General features: G+C 68.6%; 32 protein-coding genes. 30 read left to right on the forward strand and 2 right to left on the reverse strand.

From position 1 onward, the window contains the following. The first annotated feature begins 225 nt into the window (after positions 1–225). Positions 226–1,428: a cytochrome P450 gene (locus tag ACZ38L_RS02380; protein ID WP_465688765.1), complete on the forward strand. Its 1,203-nt coding sequence runs from the start codon at positions 226–228 to the stop codon at positions 1,426–1,428. Further along, the gene (locus ACZ38L_RS02385; RefSeq protein ID WP_465688452.1) at positions 1,425–2,432 is read left to right on the forward strand and encodes an ADP-ribosylglycohydrolase family protein; all 1,008 of its coding nucleotides are present in this window, start codon (positions 1,425–1,427) and stop codon (positions 2,430–2,432) included. Before ACZ38L_RS02380 ends, ACZ38L_RS02385 begins: the two co-directional genes overlap by 4 nt. Positions 2,433–2,488: 56 nt before the next feature. Here ACZ38L_RS02385 and ACZ38L_RS02390 read toward each other — a convergent pair whose 3' ends face one another. Next, a complete protein-coding gene (locus ACZ38L_RS02390; RefSeq protein WP_465688454.1) occupies positions 2,489–3,571 on the reverse strand; it encodes an ADP-ribosylglycohydrolase family protein in 1,083 nt (360 codons plus the stop codon). 64 nt (positions 3,572–3,635) lie between these two features. After that, positions 3,636–4,937 carry a DUF2786 domain-containing protein gene (locus tag ACZ38L_RS02395; RefSeq protein ID WP_465688456.1) on the reverse strand — a complete coding sequence of 434 codons (1,302 nt, stop codon included), beginning with the start codon at positions 4,935–4,937 and terminating at the stop codon, positions 3,636–3,638. A gap of 147 nt (positions 4,938–5,084) precedes the next feature. On the opposite strand from ACZ38L_RS02395, the gene ACZ38L_RS02400 reads away from it, so the two are divergent. The 28 genes from ACZ38L_RS02400 to ACZ38L_RS02535 all read left to right on the forward strand — a co-directional run bounded on the left by ACZ38L_RS02400 (position 5,085) and on the right by ACZ38L_RS02535 (position 23,239). Further along, positions 5,085–5,645: a DUF1707 and DUF4190 domain-containing protein gene (locus tag ACZ38L_RS02400; protein ID WP_465688458.1), complete on the forward strand. Its 561-nt coding sequence runs from the start codon at positions 5,085–5,087 to the stop codon at positions 5,643–5,645. A gap of 420 nt (positions 5,646–6,065) precedes the next feature. Next, positions 6,066–6,437 (forward strand): 30S ribosomal protein S12, encoded by a 372-nt coding sequence (rpsL, locus tag ACZ38L_RS02405; RefSeq protein ID WP_014144289.1) that lies wholly within the window; start codon positions 6,066–6,068, stop codon positions 6,435–6,437. Between the two features lie 2 nt (positions 6,438–6,439). Continuing rightward, on the forward strand, positions 6,440–6,910 hold the full coding sequence (rpsG, locus tag ACZ38L_RS02410; RefSeq protein ID WP_035848142.1) for a 30S ribosomal protein S7: 471 nt from the start codon (positions 6,440–6,442) through the stop codon (positions 6,908–6,910). A gap of 39 nt (positions 6,911–6,949) precedes the next feature. Further along, positions 6,950–9,055, forward strand: coding sequence for an elongation factor G (gene fusA, locus ACZ38L_RS02415; protein ID WP_465688460.1), 2,106 nt, complete (start codon positions 6,950–6,952; stop codon positions 9,053–9,055). A gap of 194 nt (positions 9,056–9,249) precedes the next feature. Next, the gene (gene tuf, locus ACZ38L_RS02420) at positions 9,250–10,443 is read left to right on the forward strand and encodes an elongation factor Tu (RefSeq protein WP_465688462.1); all 1,194 of its coding nucleotides are present in this window, start codon (positions 9,250–9,252) and stop codon (positions 10,441–10,443) included. A 687-nt stretch (positions 10,444–11,130) separates the two neighbouring features. After that, the gene (gene rpsJ / locus ACZ38L_RS02425; RefSeq protein WP_012785157.1) at positions 11,131–11,439 is read left to right on the forward strand and encodes a 30S ribosomal protein S10; all 309 of its coding nucleotides are present in this window, start codon (positions 11,131–11,133) and stop codon (positions 11,437–11,439) included. Between the two features lie 14 nt (positions 11,440–11,453). After that, positions 11,454–12,101 (forward strand): 50S ribosomal protein L3, encoded by a 648-nt coding sequence (gene rplC / locus ACZ38L_RS02430; protein WP_110670513.1) that lies wholly within the window; start codon positions 11,454–11,456, stop codon positions 12,099–12,101. Positions 12,102–12,105: 4 nt separating this feature from the next. Further along, positions 12,106–12,783: a 50S ribosomal protein L4 gene (gene rplD, locus ACZ38L_RS02435; RefSeq protein WP_396555468.1), complete on the forward strand. Its 678-nt coding sequence runs from the start codon at positions 12,106–12,108 to the stop codon at positions 12,781–12,783. After that, positions 12,783–13,100, forward strand: coding sequence for a 50S ribosomal protein L23 (rplW, locus tag ACZ38L_RS02440; protein WP_396555466.1), 318 nt, complete (start codon positions 12,783–12,785; stop codon positions 13,098–13,100). The genes rplD and rplW overlap by 1 nt, the downstream gene beginning before the upstream one ends. 46 nt (positions 13,101–13,146) lie before the next feature. Beyond that, positions 13,147–13,983, forward strand: coding sequence for a 50S ribosomal protein L2 (gene rplB, locus ACZ38L_RS02445; protein ID WP_396555464.1), 837 nt, complete (start codon positions 13,147–13,149; stop codon positions 13,981–13,983). Positions 13,984–13,994: 11 nt separating this feature from the next. Continuing rightward, on the forward strand, positions 13,995–14,276 hold the full coding sequence (gene rpsS, locus ACZ38L_RS02450) for a 30S ribosomal protein S19 (RefSeq protein WP_035848164.1): 282 nt from the start codon (positions 13,995–13,997) through the stop codon (positions 14,274–14,276). Positions 14,277–14,333: 57 nt separating this feature from the next. Next, complete coding sequence (gene rplV / locus ACZ38L_RS02455) at positions 14,334–14,681, forward strand: 50S ribosomal protein L22 (protein WP_396555462.1); 348 nt, start codon at positions 14,334–14,336, stop codon at positions 14,679–14,681. After that, on the forward strand, positions 14,681–15,514 hold the full coding sequence (gene rpsC, locus ACZ38L_RS02460; RefSeq protein ID WP_388004786.1) for a 30S ribosomal protein S3: 834 nt from the start codon (positions 14,681–14,683) through the stop codon (positions 15,512–15,514). Before rplV ends, rpsC begins: the two co-directional genes overlap by 1 nt. A 4-nt stretch (positions 15,515–15,518) precedes the next feature. After that, positions 15,519–15,938 (forward strand): 50S ribosomal protein L16, encoded by a 420-nt coding sequence (gene rplP / locus ACZ38L_RS02465; protein WP_033824227.1) that lies wholly within the window; start codon positions 15,519–15,521, stop codon positions 15,936–15,938. Continuing rightward, the gene (rpmC, locus tag ACZ38L_RS02470; RefSeq protein WP_101381388.1) at positions 15,938–16,162 is read left to right on the forward strand and encodes a 50S ribosomal protein L29; all 225 of its coding nucleotides are present in this window, start codon (positions 15,938–15,940) and stop codon (positions 16,160–16,162) included. The genes rplP and rpmC overlap by 1 nt, the downstream gene beginning before the upstream one ends. Continuing rightward, entirely contained in the window at positions 16,162–16,434 is a 273-nt protein-coding gene (gene rpsQ, locus ACZ38L_RS02475; protein ID WP_030280777.1) for a 30S ribosomal protein S17, read from the forward strand. The genes rpmC and rpsQ overlap by 1 nt, the downstream gene beginning before the upstream one ends. Before the next feature lie 114 nt (positions 16,435–16,548). Continuing rightward, positions 16,549–16,920 carry a 50S ribosomal protein L14 gene (gene rplN / locus ACZ38L_RS02480; protein WP_145790774.1) on the forward strand — a complete coding sequence of 124 codons (372 nt, stop codon included), beginning with the start codon at positions 16,549–16,551 and terminating at the stop codon, positions 16,918–16,920. A gap of 15 nt (positions 16,921–16,935) precedes the next feature. Further along, positions 16,936–17,247, forward strand: coding sequence for a 50S ribosomal protein L24 (rplX, locus tag ACZ38L_RS02485; protein ID WP_396557308.1), 312 nt, complete (start codon positions 16,936–16,938; stop codon positions 17,245–17,247). Continuing rightward, positions 17,247–17,816: a 50S ribosomal protein L5 gene (gene rplE / locus ACZ38L_RS02490; protein ID WP_465688468.1), complete on the forward strand. Its 570-nt coding sequence runs from the start codon at positions 17,247–17,249 to the stop codon at positions 17,814–17,816. The genes rplX and rplE overlap by 1 nt, the downstream gene beginning before the upstream one ends. Positions 17,817–17,820: 4 nt before the next feature. Next, entirely contained in the window at positions 17,821–18,006 is a 186-nt protein-coding gene (locus ACZ38L_RS02495) for a type Z 30S ribosomal protein S14 (RefSeq protein WP_104816571.1), read from the forward strand. A gap of 270 nt (positions 18,007–18,276) precedes the next feature. Next, positions 18,277–18,684, forward strand: coding sequence for a 30S ribosomal protein S8 (gene rpsH / locus ACZ38L_RS02500; protein WP_465688471.1), 408 nt, complete (start codon positions 18,277–18,279; stop codon positions 18,682–18,684). A gap of 22 nt (positions 18,685–18,706) precedes the next feature. Continuing rightward, positions 18,707–19,246: a 50S ribosomal protein L6 gene (gene rplF / locus ACZ38L_RS02505; RefSeq protein ID WP_465688473.1), complete on the forward strand. Its 540-nt coding sequence runs from the start codon at positions 18,707–18,709 to the stop codon at positions 19,244–19,246. 3 nt (positions 19,247–19,249) lie between these two features. After that, a complete protein-coding gene (rplR, locus tag ACZ38L_RS02510; RefSeq protein WP_396555451.1) occupies positions 19,250–19,633 on the forward strand; it encodes a 50S ribosomal protein L18 in 384 nt (127 codons plus the stop codon). 48 nt (positions 19,634–19,681) lie between these two features. Next, positions 19,682–20,320: a 30S ribosomal protein S5 gene (gene rpsE / locus ACZ38L_RS02515; protein ID WP_465688475.1), complete on the forward strand. Its 639-nt coding sequence runs from the start codon at positions 19,682–19,684 to the stop codon at positions 20,318–20,320. Then, complete coding sequence (rpmD, locus tag ACZ38L_RS02520; protein WP_030300409.1) at positions 20,320–20,502, forward strand: 50S ribosomal protein L30; 183 nt, start codon at positions 20,320–20,322, stop codon at positions 20,500–20,502. Before rpsE ends, rpmD begins: the two co-directional genes overlap by 1 nt. 1 nt (position 20,503) lies before the next feature. After that, complete coding sequence (gene rplO / locus ACZ38L_RS02525; protein WP_465688477.1) at positions 20,504–20,956, forward strand: 50S ribosomal protein L15; 453 nt, start codon at positions 20,504–20,506, stop codon at positions 20,954–20,956. Between the two features lie 316 nt (positions 20,957–21,272). Then, positions 21,273–22,580, forward strand: coding sequence for a preprotein translocase subunit SecY (gene secY, locus ACZ38L_RS02530; RefSeq protein ID WP_465688479.1), 1,308 nt, complete (start codon positions 21,273–21,275; stop codon positions 22,578–22,580). Then, positions 22,580–23,239 (forward strand): adenylate kinase, encoded by a 660-nt coding sequence (locus ACZ38L_RS02535; RefSeq protein WP_465688481.1) that lies wholly within the window; start codon positions 22,580–22,582, stop codon positions 23,237–23,239. The genes secY and ACZ38L_RS02535 overlap by 1 nt, the downstream gene beginning before the upstream one ends. Positions 23,240–23,369 lie beyond the last annotated feature (130 nt).

Here is a 23,369-nt window from a genome sequence, read left to right on the forward strand (position 1 = left end):
TCAGGGAGCGTGAATCCCTCGCAGGTGTGCGCCCCGGGAGCGAGCCAGCGCACACCTCAACCGTGATCGGCTACACCACACAGCGGGACGCCATCCTCAATCCGCCGGACGACGCTCCCGGCGGATTCCACGCGTGGCAGATTTCCCATGGCTGAGCGGCGGGATCATCCGGGAGCCGATCTCTCTTGTTCTCTCCGCTCTCGTCGCTAGGCTGGCTGGGTGAAACTGTTCGACCCCTGGTCACCGGAGTTCATCGCGCATCCGTACGAGGCGTACGCCGAGTTGCGGGAGCGTACGCCGGTCGCGTACTACGAGCCGACCGGGCAGTGGCTGGTCTCCCGGCACGAGGACGTCAGCGCGCTGCTGCGGGATCGGCGGCTGGGGCGGACGTACAGCCACCGGTTCGGCCACGAGGAGTTCGGGCAGACCCCGCCCGATCCGGCGCACGAGCCGTTCCACACGCTCAACGGCAACGGGCTGCTCGACCTGGAGGCACCGGACCACACCCGGATCCGTCGACTGGTCTCCAAGGCGTTCACCCCGCGGATGGTCGAGTCGCTGCGTCCGACGGTGGCCCGGCTGGCCGGTGAGCTGGTCGGCGGCCTGCTGGCGGAGGGCGGCGGGGACCTGATCGCCGCAGTGGCCGAGCCGCTGCCGGTGGCGGTGATCGCCGAGATGCTCGGGGTGCCGGAGGCCGACCGGGGTCTGCTGCGGCCGTGGTCGGCGGCGATCACCGGGATGTTCGAGCTCAACCCGACGGCCGAGGCGGCCCAGCGGGCGGTGGACGCCAGTGTCGAGTTCTCCGACTACCTGCGCGAGTTGATCCGGGAGCGGCGCCGGCGGCCCGGCTCCGACCTGGTCTCGGCGCTGATCCAGGCCCAGGGCGAGGGCGACGCGCTGAGCGAGCAGGAGATGGTCTCGACCTGCGTGCTGCTGCTCAACGCCGGGCACGAGGCGACCGTCAACACCACCGGCAACGGCTGGTTGGCGCTCTTCCGCAACCCCGAGCAGCTGGCCCTGCTCCGCTCCGACGTGGACCGTCATCTCCCCACCGCTATCGAGGAGTTGATGCGGTACGACACCCCGCTGCAGATGTTCGAGCGGTGGGTGCTGGAGGACATCGAGGTGGCCGGCACGGCGATCCCGCGCGGCGCCGAGGTGGCTCTGCTCTTCGGCTCGGCCAACCGGGACCCGGCCCGCTTCGCCGACCCCGACCGCCTCGACGTCACCCGCGCGGACAACCCGCACATCACCTTCGGGGCGGGTATCCACTTCTGCCTCGGCGCGCCGCTGGCCCGGCTCGAACTCGCCGAGTCCTATGGCGCGTTGCTACGCGGCGCGGCCCGGCTGGAGCTGGTCGAGGAGCCGGTCTGGCAGCCGGGGTACGTGATCCGCGGGCTGACCCGGCTGCTGGTGGCGGCCCGGTGAGCGGGGCGGGGCGGGCCACGGGCGCGCTGCTGGGGCTGGCGATCGGCGACGCGATGGGGTACCCGACCGAGTTCGACGAGGTCGGGGACATCGCGGCACGCTGCCCGGAGTGGCGCCAACTTCCCTTGCCAGAGCCGGCGTTGATCACCGATGACACCCAGATGACGCTCGCGCTGGCCCGCGCGCTGCGCACCGCGGCCGCCGCCGGCCCGCTCAGTGCCGAGCTCCTGGAACCGCCGCTGCGCGCGGAGTTCATCGCCTGGTACCGCTCGCCGGAGAACAACCGGGCGCCCGGGATGACCTGCCTGACCGCCTGTGAGCGGTTGACGGCGCCCGGGCGGCGCTGGCAGCAGGCGAGCCAGTTGGGCTCCAAGGGCTGCGGTGCCAACATGCGGGTCACTCCGCTGGGCCTGGTCGAGGAGCTGACCGACGACCAGCTGGGTGGCGCCGCGCAGTTCCAGTCGGCGCTCACCCACGGCCACCCGACCGCGCTGGCCGCGAGTGAACTGACTGCGCTGGCCGTCCGGTTGCTGGCGCGCGGCGCGGCACCGGCCGAACTCACCGCGCTGCTGCGGGACCACGCGCACGCCCGGCGGACCCGCTACCGGGCCGACTGGCTGGGCGACCTGGCGGCGTCGGCCCAGGACCCCGGCCCGGCGGAGTTCATCGCGCGCGGCTGGGACGAGTGCCTGGCGGTCCTCGACCGGCTGGACGGCGCGCTGGCGGTGGGTGACCGGGAGTCCGATCCCTGCCTGGCCACCGGGGAGGGCTGGATCGCCGAGGAGGCGCTGGCCACGGGGCTGCTCTGCTTCCTGCTCCTCCCGGACGATCCGGTGGCGGCCGTGCGCCGGGGCGCGTACTCGTCCGGGGACTCCGACTCGATCGCCTGCCTGGCCGGCGCCTTCGCGGGCGCGCACGCCGGCGCTGCGGCCTGGCCGGGGGAGTGGGTGGCGCGGATCGAGCACCGGGACGAGCTGCTCGCCTTCGGCGCGCTCTGGGACTGAGCGGACGGACGAGTGCCCGGCGCCGGGCCCGGGCAGGCCCGGCGCCTCCGCCCCGCTCAGCCGAGCGGGTAGCGCTCGGCCAGGCCCGTCCCCGCGCCGTCGAACAGTTCCACCAAGTCGTCGGCCACCCGCAGGACGACCTCGCGCCCCTCGACCAGGGTCGTCCACTCGGCCGGCAGTCCGGCCGCCCCGTGCACCGCGCCCAGCAGATTGCCGCAGACCGCGCCGGTGGAGTCGCTGTCCCCGGAGTGGTTGACCGCGAGCAGCAGTGCCCGCCGTACCCCGACCTCCGGCGCCACCAGCGCGCAGTACACCGCGATCGCCAGGCACTCCTCGGCGATCCAGCCCAGCCCCACCCGCTCGACCACCTCCTCGGCCGGCTCCTCGCGCTCCGCCAGCGCCACCGCCCGGCGCAGCGCCGCCGCGGTCTCGTCGCCCTGCGGCCAGGCCTCGACCTGGCGGATGGTCTCCTCGACCGCCACCGCGAGTTCCCGGCCGGCCGTCACCCGGTCCACCAGGGCCGCGAAGGCGCCCGCCGCGTAGTAGCCGGTGGGGTGGCCGTGGGTGAGCTGGGCGCAGCGGGCGGCCAGCTCGAACGCCCAGGCGGGACCGACCCGCAGCAGCCCGAAGGGGGCCGACCGCATCACCGTGCCGCAGCCCTTGGAGCCTGGGTTGACCGGGCCGGGCTGCCCGAACGGGGCGGGTGCCGGGCAGTGCGGGTGCTGCGCGATCCCGTCCCAGCAGGCCCGGCCCGGAGCCCGGCGGGCGTACAGGAAGGGCTGGGCGAGCAGCCAGCCGTCGTACGGGGCGGGCCGTGGCCGCGGATCGGGCGCTTCCTGCTGCTGGGTCAGCAGCCAGCGGCGGTAGGCGGCGTGCAGCGCCGGCGCGGCGTCCTCGGGGCCGCCCGCCAGCCGGGCCCGGATCAGGCCTTCGGCGGTGAACAGGGTCAGCTGGGTGTCGTCGGTGACCTCGCCGGGCCGGGCGCCCGGGCGCTCGGGACGCAGCAGCCCCTCGGCGCCGCGCGGGCCGTGGCGCTCACGGATCACGTCCAGCTTCAGGAACTCGATCGGCCAGCCCAGCGCGTCGCCCACCGCTCCGCCGAGCAGCGCCCCGCGCACCTTGTCCCGGTACGTCTCCAACTCCCGGATCCCCCTTGATCGTCGTTCGGCCGCCGACCCTATCCGGAGCGGGCGCGAGACGGGCTCAGCGCTTGCGGCCGCGGGTGACCCGGCCCCGGCCGTGCAGGGCGGCCCGGTCGGCGGCGGCGCGGCCGGCGGCCCACCCCTCGCCGTCGCTGACCCGGACCCGCTGGGCGGTGAGCTTGGGGAACATCCGGTCGGTGGCGGAGTCCACCGCCTCCTCGCGGGCGGCCAGTGCGGGCAGCAGCCGCTCGTCCGGCACCAGCTGCTCGGCGCTGCCGTCCGGACGCAGGTGCCGGCCGGCCGCGGCGTCGCTGGTGGCCTGCTCGGTGGCGGCGGTCAGCCGTTCGCGGATCCGGGCCGCGTAGGAGACCAGGAAGGACTGCCGGAACGCCCTGGTCCGGGAGGCGCCGTCCAGGTGCTGCCGGCTGCCCGCCCGCTGCATCGCACCGGTCGCCTGGACCAGCAGCGAGGTGTAGAGCAGTTCCACCGCGTCCAGGTCCGGGTCGAAGCCGACCACCGTGCAGAAGGCGAACTCCTTCGCCCAGACCACCCGGCAACGGTTCGCCGCCGCGACCGCGTCCAGCAGCATCGCCTTCGGGCCCTCGTACGGGTTCTCCACCCCGATCCGCAGCGCCGCCGGGCCGTCGGTGCCGGCGTGGCCGGCGGCCAGCAGCGCCTCGTCGATGCTGTGCTGCGCCATCAGCTGCTGGGCCTTGGCGGTCAGCGCCTCGGCCTCCTCCGGGAACTCGGTGGACTCCGCCTTCGCCAGCAGGGCCCGGATCCGGCCCAGCATCCGCGGCTCGCCGGGCACCGGTCGCAACGCCCGGTGCTCCACCGGACGGGTGCCCGGCGCCGGGCCGACCGGCGCGATCGCCGGCAGCCGTCCGAGCAGCCGCAGCAGTTCCAGCACGGCGCCGGCCAACGCGAAGCGGTCCAGCCGGTGCCGCTCGCCGAAGCCGGGCAGGAAGGCGTCGTCGGCCGGCCACCAGGCCTCGGCCGCCAGCTCGCGCAGCTGCTCCTGCCAGCGGCGGTCCAGCACGGCGGGGGAGTAGCCGCGGGCCTCGGCGGCGACCAGGTCGACCAGCAGCGCCAGGTGGACCGGGGCCAGGTCGCGCCGGGTCAGTCGGGCGAGGTCGGCCGGTCGCCAGCCGCGCTCCCAGAGCAGCCGCAGCGAACGGCCGGTCCGCACCAGCACGGCCCGGCTCAGCTCCGGCCACCGCTCGGCCGAGGCGGCGAGCAGCGAGGCCGCGTCGTCCACCGCCTCCTCCAGCCGCCGGTCGGGCGCGCCCAGCACCGCGTCGACCGCGCGTTCCAGCAACTCGGTGGTCTCGGCGCCGTTCGGCCGCCGCTGTTCCCTGCTCACCCCGCCATGATGCCGGAGCCGCCGACCGGGGATGATGGCTCAACGGGCCGGAACCCTGTGCCGACCCCGGTTCGTCCTGCACAGTGGAAGCGCCAGTCGACGGCGGACGGGACCCCAGGGGTCGCTGCCGCACGGGAGGGAGACCGGATGGGTGACGTGCAGCCGTGGCCGGGGCCGCAGCCGCAGCCGCAACCGTACGCCGCGGGGTGGCAGCCGGCCGCGGGCCCGCAGTCGGCGATGCGCGCCGCGCACACCGACCGGGACCGCACGGTGGACGTCCTGAAGGCGGCGTACGCCGAGGGCCGGCTCTCCGCCGAGGAGTACTCGCAGCGCTTCGAGGCCGCCAACCGCGCCCAGACGTACGGCCAGCTGGCCGAGCTGGTGGCCGACCTGCCGAGCGGCCCGCTGGTGGCCCCGCAGGGGGCGGCCGTCCCGCCGACCTTCCTCTCCCCGACCGCCTTCGCACCGCCGCGGAACAACAGCATGGCGATCGCCTCGCTGGTGCTCGGCGTGCTCAGTGTGCCGACCCTCGGGGCGCTCGCGCTGCCGGCCGTGGCCACCGGACACCTGGCCCGTCGGCAGATGAAGCAGACCGCGGAGCGCGGCGAGGGGATGGCCACCGCGGGCCTGGTGATCGGCTACACCTGGGTGGCTGGCTGGTCACTGCTGGTCCTCCTCGGCATGCTGCTCTTCCTGTCGGGGCACTGAGTCGGCGGGCCGCCGAATCGCCGCGCGGGGCCTCCTGTGCTATAAGCGGCCGGGCGTCGGGCCCCGGCCGCGCTCCGCCCCGGGTCGACCGCCAGCAGCGCCACGACCTGCGGCGGTGCATTTGTTTTGACCGCGCTCGATGCGCTAGGTACGCTCTGACCTTGTGCCTGGGGTGTCCCCGGGTCCTTGTGCGTGCATGCACACCGGCCGCCGCGCCAAACCGGAGCGCCCTCGTTCCCACGAGAGCGCGCCGCTCGCGCGAGCGCCGTCGCGGCACATCAGCACCATGGATTCCGCGCGTTCTCCTCTTCCGCTCCCGGGCGGTAGGAGCCCAACACACCCGACCTCGTGGGTCGGCGTGAGCTGGGAACACCGCAGGTTAGTTCCACCAAGCCTTGGCACACAGAAAACGGAGAAACGGTGCCTACGATCCAGCAGCTGGTCCGAAAGGGCCGGCAGGACAAGGTCGAGAAGAACAAGACTCCCGCGCTGAAGGGCTCGCCCCAGCGTCGCGGGGTCTGCACGCGTGTGTACACGACCACCCCGAAGAAGCCGAACTCGGCGCTTCGTAAGGTCGCCCGTGTGCGCCTCACCAGCGGGATCGAGGTCACCGCTTACATCCCGGGCGAGGGCCACAACCTGCAGGAGCACTCCATCGTGCTGGTGCGCGGTGGTCGTGTGAAGGACCTTCCTGGTGTCCGCTACAAGATCATCCGCGGTTCCCTCGACACCCAGGGTGTCAAGAACCGCAAGCAGGCCCGCAGCCGCTACGGCGCCAAGAAGGAGAAGTAAGAATGCCTCGTAAGGGCCCCGCCCCGAAGCGCCCGGTCATCATCGACCCGGTTTACGGCTCCCCGCTGGTGACGTCGCTGGTCAACAAGATCCTGCTGCACGGCAAGCGCTCCACCGCCGAGCGGATCGTCTACGGCGCCCTCGAGGGCGTCCGTGAGAAGACCGGTTCCGACCCCGTCGTGACCCTCAAGCGCGCGCTCGAGAACGTCAAGCCGGCCCTCGAGGTCAAGTCCCGCCGTGTCGGTGGCGCGACCTACCAGGTTCCGGTCGAGGTCCGTCCGGGCCGCGCCAGCACCCTGGCGCTGCGCTGGATGGTCGGTTACTCCCGCGCCCGTCGCGAGAAGACCATGACCGAGCGTCTGATGAACGAGATCCTCGACGCCTCCAACGGCCTCGGCGCTTCCGTGAAGCGTCGCGAGGACACCCACAAGATGGCCGAGTCCAACAAGGCCTTCGCGCACTACCGCTGGTAGTCCGTACCCCGTCACTAGACAGAGAGAGAACGAGCCACCATGGCTGCAACCTCCCTTGACCTCGCCAAGGTCCGCAACATCGGGATCATGGCGCACATCGACGCGGGCAAGACCACCACCACCGAGCGGATCCTGTTCTACACCGGTGTCTCGTACAAGATCGGTGAGGTCCACGATGGCGCTGCCACCATGGACTGGATGGAGCAGGAGCAGGAGCGCGGCATCACGATCACGTCGGCCGCGACGACCTGCCACTGGACGCTTGACGGCGTCGACAACACGATCAACATCATCGACACCCCGGGTCACGTCGACTTCACCGTCGAGGTGGAGCGTTCGCTCCGCGTGCTCGACGGCGCCGTGACGGTGTTCGACGGTGTTGCCGGTGTCGAGCCCCAGTCCGAGACCGTGTGGCGGCAGGCTGACCGCTACGGCGTCCCGCGCATCTGCTTCATCAACAAGCTGGACCGCACGGGCGCGGACTTCTTCTTCTGCGTGCAGACCATCGTGGACCGCCTCGGCGCGACCCCGCTGGTCATGCAGCTCCCGATCGGTGCCGAGTCCGACTTCGTCGGCGTCGTCGACCTGGTCAGGATGAAGGCCCTGGTCTGGTCGCCCGAGGCGACCAAGGGCGAGATGTACGACGTCGTCGACATCCCGGCCGAGCTGGCCGACAAGGCCGCCGAGTACCGCGAGCAGCTGATCGACATCGTGTCGAACGTCAGCGACGAGGTGATGGAGGCCGCCCTGGAGGGCACCGACATCCCCGAGGAGCTGCTGGTCGCCGCGATCCGCAAGGGCACGCTGAACTCGGACTTCACGCCGATCTTCTGTGGCACCGCGTTCAAGAACAAGGGCGTTCAGCCCCTGCTCGACGCGGTCATCAAGTACCTGCCGTCGCCGCTGGACATCGAGTCCATCAAGGGTCACAAGCCCGGCGACGAGTCGGTGGAGATCGCCCGCAAGGCCTCGGACGACGAGCCGCTGTCGGCGCTGGCGTTCAAGATCATGTCCGACCCGCACCTGGGCAAGCTCACCTTCGTCCGGGTGTACTCCGGTCGCCTGGAGTCCGGCACCTCGGTGCTGAACTCCGTCAAGGGCAAGAAGGAGCGCATCGGCAAGATCTACCGGATGCACGCCAACAAGCGTGAGGAGATCGAGTCGGTCGGCGCCGGCGACATCATCGCCGTCATGGGTCTGAAGCAGACCACCACCGGCGAGACCCTCAGCGACGAGAAGAACCCGGTCATCCTGGAGTCCATGGACTTCCCGGCCCCGGTCATCCGCGTCGCGATCGAGCCCAAGTCCAAGGGTGACCAGGAGAAGCTGGGTGTCGCCATCCAGCGTCTCGCCGAGGAGGACCCGTCCTTCCAGGTCAACACGGACGAGGAGACCGGCCAGACCATCATCGCGGGTATGGGCGAGCTGCACCTCGAGGTGCTGGTCGACCGTATGAAGCGTGAGTTCAAGGTCGAGGCCAACGTCGGCAAGCCGCAGGTCGCGTACCGCGAGACGATCCGCAAGGCCGTCGAGCGGATCGACTACACGCACAAGAAGCAGACCGGTGGCTCCGGCCAGTTCGCCAAGATCCAGATCGCGATCGAGCCTCTGGAGAGCGGCGACGGCTACGAGTTCGTCAACAAGGTCACCGGTGGCCGCGTGCCGAAGGAGTACATCCCCTCGGTCGACGCCGGTTGCCAGGAGGCCATGGAGTTCGGTGTGCTCGCCGGCTACCCGCTCCAGGGTGTCCGTGTGACGCTGCTCGACGGTGCCTCGCACGACGTCGACTCCTCCGAGCTCGCGTTCAAGATCGCCGGTTCGATGGCCTTCAAGGAAGGCGCCAGGAAGGCCGGTCCGGCCCTGCTGGAGCCGATGATGGCCGTCGAGGTCACCACGCCCGAGGACTACATGGGCGACGTGATCGGCGACATCAACTCCCGCCGTGGCCAGATCCAGGCCATGGAGGAGCGTCACGGCGCCCGCGTCGTGAAGGCGCTGGTGCCGCTCTCCGAGATGTTCGGCTACGTCGGTGACCTGCGCAGCAAGACCTCTGGTCGCGCGAGCTACTCGATGCAGTTCGACTCGTACGCCGAGGTTCCGCGGAACGTGGCGGACGACATCATCGCCAAGGCCAAGGGCGAGTAAGTCCCGCATATCGGGACGAATCACAACCCTTAGGCTGTATGGAGGCAAACCCGGCGGGGTCACACCCGACCCCGCCGGTGCCTCCGGCCCCCACCCGCGGGACGGCATGGGCGCGAACCAGCGCCCGTACCCCAACCCGATCAAAGACCAACTGACGTCGTACGGCGTACAGAACTGTCCTCAGGAGGACTGCAGTGGCGAAGGCGAAGTTCGAGCGGACGAAGCCCCACGTCAACATCGGCACCATCGGTCACATCGACCACGGTAAGACGACCCTTACCGCGGCGATCACCCGTGTGCTGCACGACGCTTACCCGGACCTGAACCCCTTCACGCCGTTCGACCAGATCGACAAGGCGCCGGAGGAGCGGCAGCGCGGTATCACCATCTCCATCGCGCACGTCGAGTACCAGACCGAGGCGCGTCACTACGCCCACGTTGACTGCCCGGGTCACGCGGACTACATCAAGAACATGATCACCGGTGCGGCCCAGATGGACGGTGCGATCCTCGTCGTCGCCGCCACCGACGGCCCGATGCCGCAGACCAAGGAGCACGTCCTCCTGGCCCGCCAGGTCGGCGTCCCCTACATCGTCGTCGCCCTGAACAAGGCCGACATGGTGGACGACGAGGAGATCCTGGAGCTCGTCGAGCTCGAGGTCCGTGAGCTCCTCTCCGAGTACGAGTTCCCGGGCGACGACCTGCCGGTCGTCCGCGTCTCCGCGCTGAAGGCGCTGGAGGGCGACAAGGAGTGGGGCGAGAAGCTCCTCGGCCTGATGCAGGCTGTGGACGAGGCCATCCCGACCCCGGCCCGCCTGACCGACCAGCCGTTCCTGATGCCGATCGAGGACGTCTTCACGATCACCGGTCGTGGCACCGTCGTCACCGGTCGTATCGAGCGTGGCATCCTCAAGGTCAACGAGACTGTCGACATCATCGGCATCAAGGAGACCAAGACCACCACCACGGTCACCGGCATCGAGATGTTCCGCAAGCTGCTCGACGAGGGCCAGGCCGGTGAGAACGTCGGTCTGCTGCTCCGTGGCATCAAGCGCGAGGACGTCGAGCGCGGCCAGGTCATCATCAAGCCGGGTTCGGTCACCCCGCACACCGAGTTCGAGGCCCAGGCCTACATCCTGTCGAAGGACGAGGGTGGCCGCCACACCCCGTTCTTCAACAACTACCGCCCGCAGTTCTACTTCCGTACCACGGACGTGACCGGCGTCGTGACCCTCCCCGAGGGCACCGAGATGGTCATGCCGGGCGACAACACCGCCATGACGGTCGCGCTGATCCAGCCGGTCGCCATGGAGGAGGGCCTGAAGTTCGCCATCCGTGAGGGTGGCCGCACCGTCGGCGCCGGCCAGGTCACCAAGATCGTCAAGTAATTGCCGGTCTGACCTGCCTGCACCGCAGGCTGTCAGCGCGAAGGGCCCCGGCCCCCGTCCGCACGGACGGGAGCCGGGGCCCTTCGCCGTGCCCGGGGCCGGGCGTGAGACCGGTCACGGTGGGGCGCCGGCGGTGGTCGTGCGGGGCGCTGCCGGTGGAACGTCCTCCGGTGTCACCGCGGGTGCGGGGCGGCGGAGTTGACCGCCTGTCGGGCTCGCGCCGGCCGGGCGCCCGGCCGCTGGCGCGCGCCGGGGCGGCCGGCGCCGATTGGCATCCTGGCCTCGTGGTATGGCAAGATAGTCAAGTTGCTCGGTTGAGTGCCGATGCTGCGCGCCTCCCGCCGGGAGGACCGGAAGCGAGTCCCATGTACTCGTCGTTCCCGTGATGGCCGTTCATGTGTTCACGTGCTGTGTGTGAATGCAGTGGTGTGTAAGCGACACCGCGGCAGCTGCGGGGCGGACGTACGGGAATCTTCCGGGAAGCGTGGGCGGGGCCTCGACCCGGCACCCGTGGGTGCAAGACCGACCCGGATCCCAGAAGAGGGTTCTTTCCCTTTTCGTAGGCGCGAGTGCGACACGCCCGAGCGCGGGGGTCGGCGGGAAACCACCCAGGGCAGCCGCCGGACCAGTCCACCCGGACGAATCCGGCCGTAGAGGCAACAAGACGACTAAGGACTACGAGTAGCCATGGCGGGACAGAAGATCCGCATCCGGCTCAAGGCCTACGACCACGAGGTCATCGACTCCTCGGCGAAGAAGATCGTCGAGACGGTGATCCGTACTGGTGCGCAGGTCGCGGGCCCGGTGCCGCTGCCCACTGAGAAGAACGTTTACTGCGTCATCCGCTCGCCGCACAAGTACAAGGACTCGCGCGAGCACTTCGAGATGCGCACTCACAAGCGTCTGATCGACATCCTCGACCCGACCCCGAAGACCGTTGACTCGCTGATGCGCCTCGACCTTCCGGCCGGCGTCGACATCGAGATCAAGCTCTGAGAGGCGCGACGAAGATGGCAAAGCAGATTAAGGGCATCCTGGGCGAGAAGCTCGGCATGACCCAGGTCTGGGACGAGAACAACCGGATCGTTCCGGTGACCGTCGTCAAGGCCGGGCCGAATGTCGTGACCCAGGTCCACACCGCTGACAGCGCTGCCGGCTACGACGCCGTGCAGATCGGCTTCGGCGAGATCGACCCCCGCAAGGTGAACAAGCCCCTCGCGGGCCACTTCGCCAAGGCCGGTGTCACCCCGCGCCGCCACCTGGTCGAGCTGCGTACCTCGGACGCGTCCGAGTACACGCTGGGCCAGGAGATCACCGCCGAGCTGTTCGAGGCGGGTGTCAAGGTCGACGTGACCGGCACCTCCAAGGGCAAGGGCTTCGCCGGTGTCATGAAGCGTCACAACTTCAAGGGCCTCGGCGCCGGTCACGGCACCCAGCGCAAGCACCGCTCGCCCGGTTCGATCGGTGGCTGCGCCACCCCGGGCCGCGTGTTCAAGGGCCTGCGCATGGCCGGTCGGATGGGTCACGAGCGTGTGACCACCCAGAACCTGACCGTGCACGCGGTCGACGCGGAGAAGGGCCTGCTCCTGATCAAGGGCGCTGTCCCGGGTCCGAACGGCGGCCTCGTCCTCGTCCGCACCGCGGCGAAGGGGCTGTGAGGAAATGAGCACCATTGACATCCTGTCGCCGGCTGGCGACAAGACCGGCAGCATCGAGCTGCCGGCCGAGATCTTCGACGCGAAGGTCAGCGTTCCGCTGATGCACCAGGTCGTCGTGGCGCAGCTCGCTGCGGCCCGTCAGGGCACCCACAAGACCAAGACTCGTGGCGAGGTTCGCGGTGGCGGCAAGAAGCCGTACCGCCAGAAGGGCACCGGCCGCGCCCGTCAGGGCTCGACCCGTGCGCCGCAGTTCGCCGGCGGTGGCGTCGTGCACGGTCCCGTGCCGCGCGACTACTCGCAGCGGACCCCGAAGAAGATGATCGCCGCCGCCCTCCGCGGTGCGCTCACCGACCGGGCCCGCCACAACCGCATCCACGTCATCACCGACGTGACCGCGACCGAGGCGCCGTCGACCAAGGCCGCCAAGGGCCTGTTCGGCAAGATCACCGACCGCAAGAACGTCCTCCTGGTCGTCGAGCGTGCGGACGAGCTGGGCTACAAGTCCGCTCGCAACCTGCCGAACGTGCACATCCTGGACGCCGGTCAGCTGAACACCTACGACGTGCTCGTCTCCGACGATGTGGTCTTCACCCAGGCCGCCTTCGAGCGTTTCGTGGCCGGTCCGGCCGCGTCCGCCAAGGCCGTTGCCGCTGAGGGCGAGCTCGAAGGGAGCGCCGCCTGATGAGCGACGTTACGAGCAAGACGTTCACGGACCCCCGTGACGTCCTGGTGAAGCCGGTTATCTCCGAGAAGAGCTACGCGCTCCTCGACGAGAACAAGTACACGTTCATCGTGTCGCCGGGCGCCAACAAGACCCAGATCAAGCAGGCCGTCGAGGCGGTCTTCTCGGTCAAGGTCGAGGCTGTCAACACGATCAACCGCCAGGGCAAGCGCAAGCGCTCCCGCACCGGTTTCGGCAAGCGCAAGGACACCAAGCGCGCCATCGTGACGCTGGCCGAGGGCAACCGCATCGACATCTTCGGTGGTCCGGTCTCCTGAACCAGGAGATCGTGATCGTCGATTAGGACGAGGACGAGAGAGCCAAATGGGCATCCGCAAGTACAAGCCGACTACGCCGGGCCGTCGTGGCTCCAGCGTGGCCGACTTCGTAGAAATCACGCGGTCCACGCCGGAGAAGTCGCTGGTTCGCCCCCTGCACAGCAAGGGCGGCCGTAACAACGCCGGTCGTATCACCGCTCGCCACCAGGGTGGCGGTCACAAGCGCGCCTACCGCGTGATCGACTTCCGTCGTCACGACAAGGACGGCGTGCCGGCCAAGGTCGCGCACATCGAGTACGACCCCAACCGCACCGCGCGCATCGCGCTCCTGCACTACGCGGACGGCGAGAAGCGCTACATCATCGCCCCCCGCGGCGTTGCGCAGGGTGACCGGATCGAGAACGGCCCCGCGGCCGACATCAAGCCGGGCAACAACCTGCCGCTGCGCAACATCCCGGTCGGTACCACCATCCACGCGGTGGAGCTGCGTCCCGGTGGCGGTGCCAAGATGGCCCGCTCCGCCGGTTCCGGCATCCAGCTGCTCGCCCGTGAGGGTCGCATGGCGCACCTGCGCATGCCCTCCGGTGAGATCCGCCTGGTCGACGTGCGCTGCCGCGCCACCGTCGGCGAGGTCGGCAACGCCGAGCAGTCGAACATCAACTGGGGCAAGGCCGGCCGTATGCGCTGGAAGGGCGTTCGCCCGACCGTGCGTGGTGTGGCCATGAACCCGATCGACCACCCGCACGGTGGTGGTGAGGGTAAGACCTCTGGTGGTCGCCACCCGGTTTCGCCGTGGGGCCAGAAGGAGGGTCGCACCCGTAAGCCCGGCAAGGCTTCGGACGCCCTCATCGTGCGCCGCCGCAAGACCAACAAGAAGCGCTAGGAGCAGGTCAGATGCCGCGCAGTCTCAAGAAGGGCCCCTTCATCGACGGCCACCTCATCAAGAAGGTGGACGCGCAGAACGAGGCGGGTACCCAGAACGTCATCAAGACCTGGTCCCGTCGCTCCGTGATCAGCCCGAGCATGCTCGGTCACACGATCGCGGTTCACGATGGTCGCAAGCACGTCCCGGTGTTCGTCACCGAGTCGATGGTCGGCCACAAGCTGGGCGAGTTCGCTCCGACCCGCACCTTCCGCGGCCACGTCAAGGACGACCGCAAGTCGAAGCGTCGCTAGTCGCCTGAGCTTCACCGCCAGAACGACTCAATGACTTACTCCATTAAGGGGACAACCATGGAAGCCAGGGCCCAAGCGCGGTACATCCGCGTCACGCCCATGAAGGCCCGCCGCGTGGTGGACCTCATCCGTGGCCTGAACGCCACGGAGGCCCAGGCCGTCCTGCGTTTCGCTCCGCAGGCCGCCACCGTGCCGGTCGGCAAGGTGCTCGACAGCGCCATTGCCAACGCCGCGCACAACTACAACCACAACAACGTGGACGACCTCTACATCTCTGAGGCGTACGTTGACGAGGGCCCGACCCTGAAGCGGTTCCGGCCGCGCGCCCAGGGCCGCGCCTACCGGATCCGCAAGCGGACCAGCCACATCACCGTGGTCGTCAGCAGCAAGGAAGGGACCCGGTAATGGGCCAGAAGGTTAACCCGCACGGGTTCCGCCTCGGCATCAGCACGGACTTCAAGTCCCGCTGGTACGCCGACAAGCTGTACAAGGACTACGTCAAGGAAGACGTCGCCATTCGTCGCATGATGACGAAGGGCATGGAGCGGGCCGGCATCTCCAAGGTGGAGATCGAGCGCACCCGCGACCGCGTCCGCGTTGACATCCACACCGCCCGCCCCGGCATCGTGATCGGTCGCCGTGGCACCGAGGCCGACCGCATCCGCGGCGACCTCGAGAAGCTGACCGGCAAGCAGGTCCAGCTGAACATCCTCGAGGTCAAGAACCCCGAGCTGGACGCCCAGCTCGTGGCTCAGGGCGTCGCGGAGCAGCTGTCCTCCCGCGTGTCGTTCCGCCGTGCCATGCGCAAGAGCATGCAGGGCACCATGAAGTCCGGCGCCAAGGGCATCAAGGTCCAGTGCTCCGGTCGTCTCGGCGGCGCCGAGATGAGCCGTTCGGAGTTCTACCGCGAGGGTCGTGTGCCGCTGCACACGCTGCGCGCGAACGTCGACTACGGCTTCTTCGAGGCCAAGACGACCTTCGGCCGGATCGGCGTGAAGGTCTGGATCTACAAGGGCGACGTCAAGAACATCGCCGAGGTCCGCGCTGAGAACGCTGCCGCCCGCTCGGGCAACCGTCCGGCCCGCAACGACGCCCGCCCCGCGCGTGGCGGCGAGCGCGGTGGCCGCGGCGGCGAGCGCGGTGGCGCCCGTGGCGGTCGTCGTCCCGCGAACACCGAGGCCCCCGCGGCCGCGGTGAGCGAGGCGCCGGCTGCCGAGAGCACCGGAACGGAGGCCTGACCTCATGCTGATCCCTCGTAGGGTCAAGCACCGCAAGCAGCACCACCCGAAGCGCCGCGGCGCCGCGAAGGGTGGCACCGAGCTCGCGTTCGGCGAGTACGGCATCCAGGCCGTGACCCCGGCCTACGTGACCAACCGTCAGATCGAGTCCGCTCGTATCGCGATCACGCGTCACATCCGTCGTGGTGGCAAGGTCTGGATCAACATCTACCCGGACCGCCCGCTCACCAAGAAGCCGGCCGAGACCCGCATGGGTTCCGGTAAGGGTTCGCCGGAGTGGTGGATCGCGAACGTGCACCCGGGTCGGGTCATGTTCGAGCTGTCGTACCCCAACGAGAAGGTGGCTCGTGAGGCGCTCACCCGCGCTGCTCACAAGCTCCCGATGAAGTGCCGGATTGTCCGGCGCGAGGCAGGTGAGAGCTGATGTCGGCCGGCACCAAGGCTGCTGAGCTGCGCGAGCTGGACAACGAGGCCCTCGTTGCCAAGCTCCGCGAGGCCAAGGAGGAGCTGTTCAACCTCCGCTTCCAGGCGGCGACCGGACAGCTCGACAACCACGGACGGCTTCGGCTGGTCCGTAAGGACATCGCGCGGATCTACACCCTGATGCGCGAGCGCGAGCTGGGCATCGAGACGGTGGAGAACGCCTGATGACTGAGAACACCAACGAGACGCGCGGTTTCCGCAAGACCCGTGAGGGTCTCGTCGTCAGCGACAAGATGGACAAGACCGTCGTCGTCGCCGTCGAGGACCGCGTCAAGCACGCTCTGTACGGCAAGGTCATCCGCCGTACGAACAAGCTGAAGGCGCACGACGAGCAGAACGCGTGCGGCGTGGGCGACCGGGTCCTCCTCGCGGAGACCCGCCCGCTGTCCGCGACGAAGCGCTGGCGCGTCGTCGAGATCCTCGAGAAGGCCAAGTAACGAAGCCGATGAGGTACGGCCGTATGTGCATCAGGTCCCCGCACGTCACTGTGCGAGACGCTGGTGTGAGCAGCGGCCGGCCCGTCGACTCTCGTTGACGATCAGGAGAAAGCTGTGATCCAGCAGGAGTCGCGACTGCGCGTCGCCGACAACACGGGTGCCAAGGAGATTCTCTGCATCCGCGTTCTCGGTGGCTCCGGTCGCCGCTACGCCGGTATCGGGGACGTCATCGTCGCCACCGTCAAGGACGCGATCCCCGGTGGCTCGGTGAAGAAGGGTGACGTCGTCAAGTGCGTCATCGTTCGTACCGTGAAGGAGCGCCGTCGTCCGGACGGTTCCTACATCCGGTTCGACGAGAACGCCGCCGTCGTCCTCAAGAACACCGAGGGTGACCCCCGTGGTACCCGCATCTTCGGCCCGGTGGGCCGCGAGCTGCGTGACAAGAAGTTCATGAAGATCATCTCGCTGGCGCCGGAGGTGCTCTAACCCATGGCGAACAGCATGAAGATCAAGAAGGGTGACCTGGTTCAGGTCATCACCGGCAAGGACAAGGGCAAGCAGGGCAAGGTCATCCAGGCCCTGCCGGCCGAGAACAAGGTCCTCGTCGAGGGTGTGAACCGGGTCAAGAAGCACACCAAGCCCGGCCAGGGCACCGCCGGTGGCATCGTCACCGTCGAGGCCCCGGTGCACGTCTCCAACGTGCAGCTGGTCGTGGAGAAGGACGGCAAGAAGGTCGTCACTCGCGTTGGTTACCGCTTCGACGACGAGGGCAACAAGATCCGCGTTGCCAAGCGAACCGGTGAGGACATCTGATGTCTGAGACGACTGTTGAGAAGGTGGCCCCCCGCCTCAAGGAGCGTTACAACTCCGAGGTGAAGGGTCAGCTGCAGGAGCAGTTCAAGTACGAGAACGTCATGCTGATCCCCGGCCTGGTCAAGGTCGTGGTCAACATGGGTGTCGGCGAGGCTGCCCGTGACAGCAAGCTGATCGAGGGCGCGATCCGCGACCTGACCGCGATCACCGGTCAGAAGCCGGCCGTGACCAAGGCCCGTAAGTCCATCGCGCAGTTCAAGCTGCGCGAGGGCCAGCCGATCGGCACCCACGTCACCCTCCGTGGTGACCGCATGTGGGAGTTCGTGGACCGTCTGGTGACGCTGGCGCTGCCGCGTATCCGTGACTTCCGCGGCCTCTCGCCGAAGCAGTTCGACGGCCGTGGCAACTACACCTTCGGTCTGACCGAGCAGGTTATGTTCCACGAGATCGACCAGGACAAGGTCGACCGTCAGCGCGGTATGGACATCACCGTCGTGACCACCGCTCAGACCGACGACGAGGGCCGGGCGCTGCTGCGCGCTCTGGGCTTCCCGTTCAAGGAGGCGTGAGCCAATGGCGAAGAAGTCCCTCATCGCGAAGTCCGAGCGCAAGCCGAAGTTCGCTGTCCGCGGTTACACCCGCTGCCAGCGCTGCGGCCGTCCGCACTCGGTGTACCGCAAGTTCGGCCTGTGCCGTGTCTGCCTCCGTGAGATGGCGCACCGCGGCGAGCTGCCGGGCGTGACCAAGAGCTCCTGGTAATTCAGGACCCTGGTTACCGCATAGGCGAAGCAGGCGTGCCCGACCCCACATCACCCAGATTTGGGTACCCGTACGGACTCCCGTAAGGTAGTGGGGTCGGGCCCCTGCCGCGGCATCTCCATGGATGCTCGCGGCCCTTCTCTGGAAGGGCTCGCACCCAGTCTTACTAACGCCGCAGGTCCCCTGCGTCTGTGCCCCTGCCGCACTTCCCGGAGTGCGGTGGGGGGACCTGGCGCGGAGAAACCACGGCGAGAGAGGCCTGAGGCCATCATGACCATGACCGACCCCATCGCAGACATGCTCACGCGTCTGCGTAACGCGAACTCGGCTTACCACGACTCCGTGGCTATGCCGGCTAGCAAGATCAAGGCGCACGTCGCCGAGATCCTGCAGCAGGAGGGGTACATCTCCTCCTGGAAGGTTGAGGAGCCCGCTGAGGGCGAGGTCGGCAAGAAGCTGACCATCGAGCTCAAGTTCGGCCCCAACCGCGAGCGCTCCATCGCTGGCATCAAGCGCATCAGCAAGCCGGGCCTGCGGGTCTACGCAAAGTCCACCAACCTGCCGAAGGTGCTCGGCGGCCTGGGCGTGGCGATCATCTCCACGTCTTCCGGTCTCCTCACCGACAAGCAGGCCGCCAAGAAGGGCGTAGGCGGAGAAGTTCTCGCCTACGTCTGGTAATTCGGGAAACGGAGGTACAGCAATGTCGCGTATTGGACGGCTGCCCATCTCGGTTCCCGCCGGCGTGGACGTCACCATCGATGGCCCGACGGTCTCGGTGAAGGGCCCCAAGGGCTCCCTCACCCACGTCGTCGCCGCGCCGATCGAGATCAGCAAGGACGAGACCGGCACCCTGGTCGTCTCGCGCCCGAACGACGAGCGTCAGTCGAAGGCCCTGCACGGCCTGACCCGCACGCTGGTGGCGAACATGATCACCGGCGTGACCACGGGCTACCGCAAGTCGCTGGAGATCAGCGGTGTTGGTTACCGCGTCGCGGCGAAGGGCTCCGACATGGAGTTCTCGCTCGGCTACAGCCACCCGATCCTGGTCCCCGCGCCGGAGGGCATCTCCTTCGTCGTCGAGTCGCCCACCAAGTTCCACGTGGACGGCATCGACAAGCAGAAGGTCGGCGAGGTCGCCGCGAAGATCCGCAAGCTGCGGAAGCCCGACCCGTACAAGGCCAAGGGCGTGAAGTACGCGGGCGAGGTCATCCGCCGCAAGGTCGGAAAGAGTGGTAAGTAAGCCATGAGTGTCTCTGTCAAGATCGGCAAGGGCAACGGCTACAAGAACGCCGCCCGCAAGCGCCGCGCGATCCGCGTTCGCAAGCGCGTCGTCGGCACCGAGGTGCGTCCGCGCCTCGTTGTGACGCGCTCGAACCGTCACATGGTCGCCCAGGTCATCGACGACGCCAAGGGTCACACCCTGGCGTCGGCGTCCACCCTCGACGTGTCCATCAAGGGCGCCGAGGGCGACAAGACCGAGCTGGCCAAGAAGGTCGGGAGCCTGGTCGCCGAGCGCGCCAAGGCTGCCGGCATCGAGTCGGTCGTCTTCGACCGCGCGGGCAACCGCTACGCCGGGCGCATCGCCGCCCTGGCGGACGCGGCCCGCGAGGCCGGGCTCGACTTCTAAGCCGCTCGTCGGCTCAGTCGACGGACGTAATCGAGAGAGGTAATTCCAATGGCTGGACCCCAGCGCCGCGGTAGCGGCGCCGGCGGCGGCACCGGTGGCGAGCGGCGCGACCGTAAGCGTGACGACCGGGGCAACGCCCCCGCCGTCGAGAAGACCGCTTACGTCGAGCGTGTCGTTGCGATCAACCGTGTCGCCAAGGTTGTCAAGGGTGGTCGTCGTTTCAGCTTCACCGCGCTGGTCGTGGTGGGCGACGGTGACGGCACCGTGGGTGTCGGGTACGGGAAGGCGAAGGAGGTTCCGGCCGCCATCGCCAAGGGCGTTGAGGAGGCCAAGAAGAACTTCTTCAAGGTCCCCCGTATCCAGGGCACCATCCCGCACCCCGTTCAGGGCGAGAAGGCCGCCGGCGTCGTGCTGCTGAAGCCGGCGTCCCCCGGTACCGGTGTTATCGCCGGTGGCCCGGTGCGTGCCGTCCTGGAGTGCGCCGGCGTTCACGACATCCTGTCGAAGTCGCTCGGCTCGGACAACGCGATCAACATCGTGCACGCCACGGTGGCCGCTCTGAAGGGCCTCGTGCGCCCCGAGGAGATCGCCGCCCGTCGTGGCCTGCCGCTCGAGGACGTGGCTCCGGCTGCCCTGCTGCGCGCTCGCGCCGCCGGCACCGCCGCCGCGGTTGGGGCTGGTGCCTGATGGCTCGCCTGAAGATCACCCAGACCAAGTCCTACATCGGCAGCAAGCAGAACCACCGCGAGACGCTGCGCTCGCTGGGTCTGAAGCGCATGCACGATGTGGTCGTCAAGGAGGACCGTCCCGAGATCCGCGGGATGGCCCAGACCGTGCGTCACCTCGTCACGGTCGAGGAGGTGGACTGAGATGGCTGACTCGCCGATCAAGATCCACAACCTGCGTCCCGCCCCGGGTGCCAAGACCGAGAAGACCCGTGTGGGTCGTGGTGAGGCCTCGAAGGGTAAGACCGCCGGTCGTGGTACCAAGGGCACGAAGGCCCGCTACCAGGTTCCGCAGCGCTTCGAGGGTGGCCAGATGCCGCTCCACATGCGCCTGCCGAAGCTGAAGGGCTTCAAGAACCCCTTCAAGGTGACCTTCCAGGTCGTCAACCTCGACAAGCTGGCCGAGCTCTACCCGCAGGGTGGCGAGGTCACGGTCGAGGGTCTCGTCGAGAAGGGCGCGGTTCGCAAGAACTCGCTCGTCAAGGTGCTCGGCACCGGCGAGATCTCCGTCGCGCTGCAGGTCTCGGTGGACGCCGTCTCCGGCTCCGCCGCCGAGAAGATCAAGGCCGCCGGCGGCACCGTCACCGAGCTCATCTGACTCGGCTGACACCAGCGTTCGGGCCCCGTACCTCTTTCGAGAGGTACGGGGCCCGGTCGTTTTCTCCGTGGAGAACCACGGATCACCGACCGATCACGGGCTCATCACGGGTGAAATCCGGGCATCCGGGGCCGCCGACGGCCCGGGAACGGCGCACACGCTTCATGCGAGTGGCCACACACTGTTAGAGTCCGTGGAGTTCCCTTGTAGGCTGCGACAGGCTGCCCTGTCGTCTGCCCGACGGGCGAACCGCTCCAAGACCCCCCATCAGGACCGACCCTCCCGCCGACGACGCGTGGGAGGCGCAGGAGGCACCGTGCTCAGTGCGTTCGCGCGGGCGTTCAAGACGCCCGACCTGCGCAAGAAGCTGCTGTTCACGCTGGGCATCATGGTGCTGTTCCGGATGGGTGCGCACATTCCCATCCCGGGCGTCAACTTCGTCGCCGTGAACAACTGCGTGAAGCAGGCCAACAACGGCCTCTTCGGCCTCGTCAACCTTTTCAGCGGCGGCGCGCTGCTGCAGTTGACGATTTTCGCGCTCGGCATCATGCCTTACATCACCGCCAGCATCATCCTGCAGCTGCTGACCGTCGTGATCCCGCGACTCGAGGCGCTGAAGAAGGAGGGCCAGGCCGGTACCACGAAGATCACCCAGTACACCCGGTACCTGACCATCGCGCTGGCGGTCCTGCAGGGCACCGGCATCGTGGCCACCGCCTCGAACGGCGCGCTGTTCGGCAGCTGCCCCTACAGCAACGAGGTCGTGCCGGACACCTCGATCTTCCGGATCATGGTCATGGTCACCACGATGACCGCCGGGACCACGATGATCATGTGGCTGGGCGAGCTGATCACCGACCGCGGGATCGGCAACGGCATGTCGATCCTGATCTTCACCTCGATCGCCTCCAGCTTCCCGAGCAACCTCTGGGCGATCAAGAAGGCCGGCAAGATCGGCGGCGGTTGGGTCGACTTCTTCGCCGTCCTGGCGGTCGGCATCGTGGTGGTGGTCCTGGTCATCTTCGTCGAGCAGGCCCAGCGCCGGATCCCGGTGCAGTACGCCAAGCGCATGATCGGCCGGCGGGCCTTCGGCGGGACCTCGACCTACATCCCGCTCAAGGTCAACCAGGCGGGTGTCATCCCGGTCATCTTCGCCTCCTCGCTGCTGTACATCCCGGCCCTGGTGGCCCAGCTGACGAGCAGCAAGGCGGGGTGGGCGATCTGGATCAACAACAACTTCACCAAGGGTGACCACCCCGTCTACATGGTCGCGTACTTCCTACTGATCGTGTTCTTCGCCTTCTTCTACGTCGCGATCTCCTTCAACCCCGAAGAAGTTGCCGACAACATGAAGAAGTATGGTGGCTTCATCCCGGGTATCCGCGCCGGTCGACCGACCGCCGAGTACCTGAACTACGTGCTGACCCGCATCACGTGGCCGGGTTCGCTGTACCTGGGCCTCATCGCGCTGATCCCGATGATCGGCCTGGTAGCCCTCAACCAGAGCACCACCATCCCGTTCGGTGGCACCAGCATCCTGATCATCGTCGGTGTCGGACTCGAAACTGTGAAGCAGATCGAGAGCCAGCTCCAGCAGCGTAATTACGAAGGGTTCCTCCGCTGATGCGTATCGTCCTCGTCGGACCTCCCGGGGCCGGGAAGGGTACTCAGGCGCACGTTCTGGCCAAGACCCTGTCCATCCCCCACATCTCCACTGGCGACCTGTTCCGGGCCAACATCAGCCAGGGCACCCCGCTCGGGCTCGAGGCCAAGGGCTACATGGACGCCGGCGAGCTGGTGCCGGACGAGGTGACCATCGGGATGGCCAAGGACCGGCTGGCGCAGCCGGACGCCGCCCACGGCTTCCTGCTGGACGGTTTCCCGCGGAACCTGGTCCAGGCGAAGGCGCTGGACGCCTTCCTGGCCGACAGCGGGATCGCGCTCACCGCCGTGCTGGACCTGGAGGTCCCCGAGGACGAGGTGGTCAAGCGGATCGCCGGCCGCCGGCTCTGCCGCAACGACGGCAGCCACGTCTTCCACGTGGTCTACAACCCGCCGGCCGTCGAGGGCGTCTGCGACGAGTGCGGTGGCGAGCTCTACCAGCGCTCGGACGACACCGAGGACGCGGTGCGGACCCGGCTGAAGGTCTACCACAGCGAGACCGAGCCGATCATCGGCTACTACGTCGAGCAGGGGCTGGTCACCACCATCCCGGCGCTCGGCAAGGTGGACGAGGTGACCCAGCGCGCGGTGGACGCGCTGAACAAGCGCGCCGAGGACTGAGCGCACTCCGCGCGCCCCACGGCCGCGGGGGGGGGGGAGGGGGGGGGGGGGGGGGGGGGGGGGGGGGGGGGGGTGGGGGGGGGGGGGGGGGGGGAGGAGGGGGAGGGAAAGAAAGAGAAGAAGGTGACGA

This window comes from Kitasatospora sp. NPDC024654, from assembly GCF_055559155.1.